Origin of the sequence: Flavobacterium filum DSM 17961 (genome assembly GCF_000425465.1) — a bacterium.
GTDB lineage: Bacteria > Bacteroidota > Bacteroidia > Flavobacteriales > Flavobacteriaceae > Flavobacterium > Flavobacterium filum.
The window spans coordinates 181,454-187,462 of the sequence record NZ_AUDM01000006.1; the positions used below are offsets into that span (position 1 = coordinate 181,454).

Here is a 6,009-nt window from a genome sequence, read left to right on the forward strand (position 1 = left end):
GCACTATGGCAAAAATTATAACAATGCCACGTTTGAGTGATACAATGACTGAAGGAGTTGTAGCAACATGGCTTAAAAAAGTAGGCGATACCGTAAAAGAAGGTGATATTTTAGCTGAAATTGAAACCGACAAAGCAACAATGGAATTTGAATCTTTCGATTCGGGAACTTTGTTACACATCGGAATTCAAGAAGGCGAATCAGCTCCTGTTGATTCATTATTAGCCATTATCGGTAAAGAAGGTGAAGATATTTCCGGTTTATTAGCCGGAGGAAGTGCTGTTGTATCAAGTAATTCGAGTGCTTCAGAAGCTCCCAAAACAGAAGAAGCTCAACCGAAAGCTGCTGCCGAAATTCCTGCCGGAGTAAAAGTTGTAACCATGCCTCGCTTGAGTGATACCATGACAGATGGCACCGTAGCTACTTGGTTGAAAAAAATTGGCGATACGGTAAAAGAAGGCGATATTCTTGCCGAAATTGAAACGGATAAAGCTACAATGGAATTTGAATCATTCAATTCCGGAACATTACTTTACATTGGTGTACAAGAAGGTCAGTCTGCTCCGGTAGATAGTATTTTAGCCATCATCGGCCCTGCTGGAACGGATGTTTCCGGTATAGCTGAAAATTTCACTAAAGGAGTTGAAACTACTCCAAAAACAGAATCAAAAGCGGAAGAGACAAAACCTGCAACCGAAACTGTAACTGAAGTAACTGCAACCGAATCAAACGGAAGAATTTTTGCTTCACCATTAGCCCGACAAATTGCAAAAGACAAAGGAATCAACCTTGCTCAAGTAAAAGGATCAGGCGAAAATGGAAGAATTGTAAAAAGTGATGTTGAAAATTTCACACCATCGGCTGTTACTCCTCAAAAAGCAGTGCAACAAGAAAGCGTTGCTCAACCTGTTGCTGCTGTTCAACCATTTGTTCCTGCCGGAGAATCGTATTCAGAGGAAGTGAAAAACTCGCAAATGCGTAAAACCATTGCACGTCGTCTTTCTGAATCTAAATTTACTGCTCCTCATTATTACTTAACAATAGAAGTTGCAATGGATGAAGCAATGAAATCCAGAGCTATTATCAATACTGTTCCCGATACTAAAGTGTCATTTAACGATATGGTGGTGAAAGCTTGTGCGATGGCATTGAAAAAACACCCACAAGTAAATACACAATGGAAAGAGGATGTAACGGTTATCAATCACCACGTAAACATTGGTGTAGCCGTAGCTGTAGAAGATGGACTTGTAGTTCCTGTATTGAAATTTACTGACCAAATGAGTTTAACACAAATTGGTACCGCGGTTAAAGATTTGGCCGGAAGAGCTAAAAACAAAAAACTACAACCAGCCGAAATGGAAGGAAGTACATTTACGGTTTCTAACTTGGGTATGTTTGGAATTACTGAATTTACTTCAATCATAAACCAACCAAATTCTGCTATACTCTCTGTTGGTGCTATAATCGAAAAACCGGTAGTAAGAAATGGTCAAATTGTAGTTGGTAACACCATGAAAATAACCTTAGCATGCGACCACAGAACGGTTGACGGTGCAACGGGTGCTCAATTTCTTCAAACGTTACGAACGTATTTAGAAAATCCGGTGACTATGTTGGCTTAGATTTATCTGAAACTATATATGAAAGCGAGTTCAATTTGGACTCGCTTTTTTTATGCTTTATTCTTCTCCTCAATCCACTTCGCCATATACTTGGTACTTTGCAAAAAATGATGCATCAACATAGATCCAATAAAATTATCATTACGATACTTTTCTAAATTTTCAAATTTATCTAGTGCAATTTCAAGGAAAGTATTTTGAAACAGATCCTTCGAAAATCGATTTTTTAAAATTTCGAAACCATTTTGTTGTGCATTTAACCAAGTTGTTTTATTTTGATATAATTCAATTGCTTTATCAGTAAAATCTTCCGGTGAGTCAGTAATAAAGCCATTCCATAAAAAATCACCATTCATGGCTTCTGCACCAATCGTAGTAGTAACACTTGGCGTTCCAAACTGCATGGCTTCCAACAATTTTCCTTTAATTCCGGCACCAAAACGAATGGGTGCCAAAAGAACTCTTCCTTTAGAAATCACTTCGAACGAACTTTCGGCTCGACCATGAACAAAAAAATTCAGCTTCGGCTCATGTAATGATTTTATTTTTGGTGTAGGATAAGCACCAAAAACTTGCATTTTTGCTTCTGGAAATTTTACAAGTAGTAAAGGCCAAATCACTTCTTTTAAAAAAACTACTGTATCATGATTGGGAGCATGTAAAAAATTTCCAATAAATACAAAATCGTCTCTTTCTTCAAAATTCGGTAAATCAAGTTTTTTATTCTCCACCCAAATCGGCAAATAAAACAATAAAAAAGAGGGCACTTTAAAATACGTTTGCAACAACTCCATTTCAAATTCTGAAACCATAAACGTCACATCACAACGAAAAATACTCGCAATTTCACGCTTTGCCAAATCATTATTCAAATCAAACGGTTTATCCTTTAAAACTTCCAAACGCCTTGCTTCTCGCAAACAATGTAAATCTTCTGTATCCAAAACCCGAAGTGCATTAGGGCAATGTTGTGCTACTCGCCAACCAAATTGTTCCTCTGTCATAAACCGATCAAACAAAACCAAATCCGGTTTCAATTCTGCTACAAAATCATCAAACGAACTACAATTAAGTGCAATTAACTTTCGGTCAACATCTTCCAAATGTTCTGAAAATTCAGATTCGGAAGCAGTGCTGGCAAATGTTATTTTTGCTCCTTTGTCTTTAAAAAACGAAATCAATTGCATCATCCTACTTCCGGCAGCCGATGATTTCGGTTCCGGCCACACAAAACCAATGATTAAAAGTCGTTTGTTTTCTAAACAATTCATTCGACTAAAATAGCAATAAAAGAGGCAATTCTATTCAAATAAAAAGCATTATTTTTGCAGTAAATCTCACGAATCATGTTAGGATTAAAACTTAAAACCGACCCGCGTTGGGCCAATATCGCCGAATCTAACCTCGAAGAAATTTTATCCGACCACTGCTGGTGTGAACAAAAAGCGGCAGCCAATGCACTTTACATCATTACCAACAATTCCGAAAATGTAGAGTTGGTTACCGAAATGGCCAAGATTGCCATCGAAGAAATGGAACATTTTCAAATGGTGCACAACATCATTCAAGAACGTGGTTTTGAATTTGGACGTGAGATAAAAGACGATTATGTCAACCAACTCGTAAAATTCAGTAAAAAAGGCGGCTCTAGAAACGATGCCTTGATTGAACGATTACTTTTTGCTGCGATGATTGAAGCACGCAGTTGCGAACGCTTCAAGGTACTTTCCGAAAATATAAAAGACCAAGAACTGGCCAAATTTTATCGAGAACTCATGATTAGCGAAGCCAACCATTATACCACTTTTTTAAAATTTGCCCGAAAATATTCCGAAAATGTGGATGTCGATAAACGTTGGCAAGAATGGCTCGAATTTGAAGGTGAACTTATTTCCAATTACGGTAAAAAAGAAACCATTCACGGTTAAAAGTTTAATTTGGGCGTGACCACAAGGGTCGGGCTATCCGCTGCAAGTCCTCGTTCGTCGTGCCTCCTCTCTGTGGGCTTTCCGCTACTATCCCTCACGCAAAAAGTGCTAGAAAAGAGTTTACTTTTTCACAATTAAAAACTCCGAACGACGGTTTTGTGCATCTTGCTCTTCAGAACAATTCGGCTGACATTTGATTTTTGGCTCAGTAAATCCTAATCCTTTAGCAGAGAGACGCTCTTTCGATACTCCTTTAGATATCAAATATTGTACTGTTGATTGAGCTCTTTGATTGGAAAGATTTAGGTTGTAAACAGCACTACCATTTGAATCAGTATGCGACTTAACCAAAATTTCCATGTCTGGATTATTTTTCATTACATTCACTAATTTATCCAATTCAGTAGCTCCTTGAACAGTAATGTTGCTTTTATTATATTCAAAATAAATATTTTTTAAAATAACTTCTGTTTCAGTAATGATAACTTCAATTGGCTCTAATTCCAATGTAATAGTGTTTATTCCTTTAATGGTACTATTTAATTCAAGGCTGTTTTGTTCATAATCTTGTTTTTTACTTTGTAAAATATATGGAGTTTTACAATTCACTTCGTATTCAACTTCACCTTTTGAATTAGTTTGTTTGGTAGAAATCAAGTTTAGCTTATCATCTAAAATAGAAACTGTAGCGTCTGTCAAAATTTTTCCAGACTTCTTATCCTTTACTAATACTATAATTTCAGCATTACAAACCGGAACTACTTTATATATGTCATCTACACCTTTTCTGTTTGATGAAAAAAATCCAACATTGTTTAATACATTAAAACTAAATGAAAAATCATCCTTTTCAGTGTTTACAGGATGACCAACGTTGATAATTAACGAATCTTTAAAATCAAATTTAAAAATATCCAATCCACCAAAACCCTGTCTACCGGAAGAAGAAAAATATAAAATATCATCATCTGTTATAAATGGAAATCCTTCTTTTCCGGCTGTATTAATTTTCGCTCCTAAATTTTCAGGTTGACCATAACTATTTCCATTAATAGAAATTTTCCAAATATCAGTATCTCCAAAACCACCTGGCATATTTGAAGCAAAATATAACGTTTTCCCATCCTTACTTAAACTTGGATGACTTACAGAATAACTTTTATTATTGATAGGTAAAGCTTTAACATCAGTCCATTTACCGTTCACTTTTGATGCTTTATATAATCCTTGTTCACCAACTCTTATATTATGTTTTTTATCTTTTTCATAAACCCCTTCACTATGACCGTCTCTAGCAAAAAACATTGTTTTCCCATCAGAAGAAATAGTAATTGGACCATCATGGTAGGGAGTATTTAATTCATTCAACTTTTGAGGTTCGGTAAAAATATCATTTTTAAAACTTGAAAAATAAATATCTAGATAGGGCTGATTAACCCATTTGTCAGTTTTATTACCAGTATTTCTTGTACTAGTAAAATAAAAAACATCATCATTTGATAAGATTGCACCAAAGTCACTTTGCTCCTTACTATTTATTTTTGTTTCAAAAACATCAAATAATTTTGCCTTATCTGCTAATGATGGAATATAATTTGGATTTTGTAAATGCTCTATTGCACGTTGATCATTTGGCTTTAAAACAGAAAATTTATCCATTTGTTTATTAGCTTCTTGATATTTTCCAAGAGATTTTAGTGATTGAGCAAAACGGTAATACAACTCAGCATCTTGACTTCCTTCAACAGCTTTTGTATACCATTTTACAGCCTCAAAAGTATTGTAAACATTATAATAACTATCTGCAAGTTGTTTACATACATACTTATCAACTTTCTTTGATTCTGTTAATTTTAAATATTCTTCAATCGCAGAAATATATTGATACGTTTCAAAATATTTATCCGCTTTTTCTGTCTGTTTATTTTGAGAAAACCCAAAATTTATAAGTAGTAAAAATTGAAGTAATATTAAATAATTTTTCATATTGAAATGTTAAATTCATTTTATGCAATCAATTATTCAAATGTAATAAACTTAAATGAAAATAAATTAAAATTTGGGTTCAACTTAAAACAAAAAACCCTTCATCGATTGATGAAGGGTTTCTAAAAGAAGGCGGCGACATACTCTCCCACAAAATGCAGTACCATCTGCGCAGGCGGGCTTAACTTCTCTGTTCGGAATGGGAAGAGGTGAGCCCCGCCGCAATAACCACCTTAAATTTTAGTGATTAGTTCTTAGTGATTGGTGATTAGTCAGATGACTAATTACTAATTACTTGTCACTAATTACTCTCGTTAATGCAACGAGAAAATATTTTAACATACTGAGATAAAAATTAATTTCGTAGAAAAGTTTTTCTCCCCCGATCGTAATCGGGGGAACTTTATTCACATAAGCTTACGGGTTATTAGTACTACTCGACTATGACATTACTGCCTTTACATCTATAG

Annotated in this window: 4 protein-coding genes and 1 rRNA gene; 2 read left to right on the forward strand and 3 right to left on the reverse strand. The window is 34.9% G+C overall.

From position 1 onward, the window contains the following. Positions 1–5 precede the first annotated feature (5 nt). On the forward strand, positions 6–1,625 hold the full coding sequence (locus H601_RS0104435) for a pyruvate dehydrogenase complex dihydrolipoamide acetyltransferase (protein ID WP_026710382.1): 1,620 nt from the start codon (positions 6–8) through the stop codon (positions 1,623–1,625). Positions 1,626–1,675: 50 nt separating this feature from the next. On the opposite strand, the gene H601_RS0104440 is transcribed toward H601_RS0104435, so the two are convergent. After that, on the reverse strand, positions 1,676–2,896 hold the full coding sequence (locus H601_RS0104440; RefSeq protein ID WP_026710383.1) for a glycosyltransferase family 4 protein: 1,221 nt from the start codon (positions 2,894–2,896) through the stop codon (positions 1,676–1,678). Between the two features lie 75 nt (positions 2,897–2,971). On the opposite strand from H601_RS0104440, the gene H601_RS0104450 reads away from it, so the two are divergent. Further along, a complete protein-coding gene (locus H601_RS0104450; RefSeq protein ID WP_026710384.1) occupies positions 2,972–3,553 on the forward strand; it encodes a MiaE family protein in 582 nt (193 codons plus the stop codon). Between the two features lie 120 nt (positions 3,554–3,673). Here H601_RS0104450 and H601_RS0104455 read toward each other — a convergent pair whose 3' ends face one another. Further along, positions 3,674–5,539, reverse strand: coding sequence for an OmpA family protein (locus H601_RS0104455; protein ID WP_026710385.1), 1,866 nt, complete (start codon positions 5,537–5,539; stop codon positions 3,674–3,676). 127 nt (positions 5,540–5,666) lie between these two features. Continuing rightward, positions 5,667–5,775, reverse strand: a 5S ribosomal RNA gene (gene rrf / locus H601_RS0104460). Between the last annotated feature and the right edge of the window lie 234 nt (positions 5,776–6,009).

Excerpts from the sequence above, each read along its gene's own strand:
- H601_RS0104455 (WP_026710385.1), bottom strand. The coding sequence starts at position 5,539 with ATGAAAAATTATTTAATATTACTTCAATTTTTACTACTTATAAATTTT.
- H601_RS0104440 (WP_026710383.1), bottom strand. The coding sequence starts at position 2,896 with ATGAATTGTTTAGAAAACAAACGACTTTTAATCATTGGTTTTGTGTGG.
- H601_RS0104450 (WP_026710384.1), top strand. The coding sequence starts at position 2,972 with ATGTTAGGATTAAAACTTAAAACCGACCCGCGTTGGGCCAATATCGCC.
- H601_RS0104435 (WP_026710382.1), top strand. The coding sequence starts at position 6 with ATGGCAAAAATTATAACAATGCCACGTTTGAGTGATACAATGACTGAA.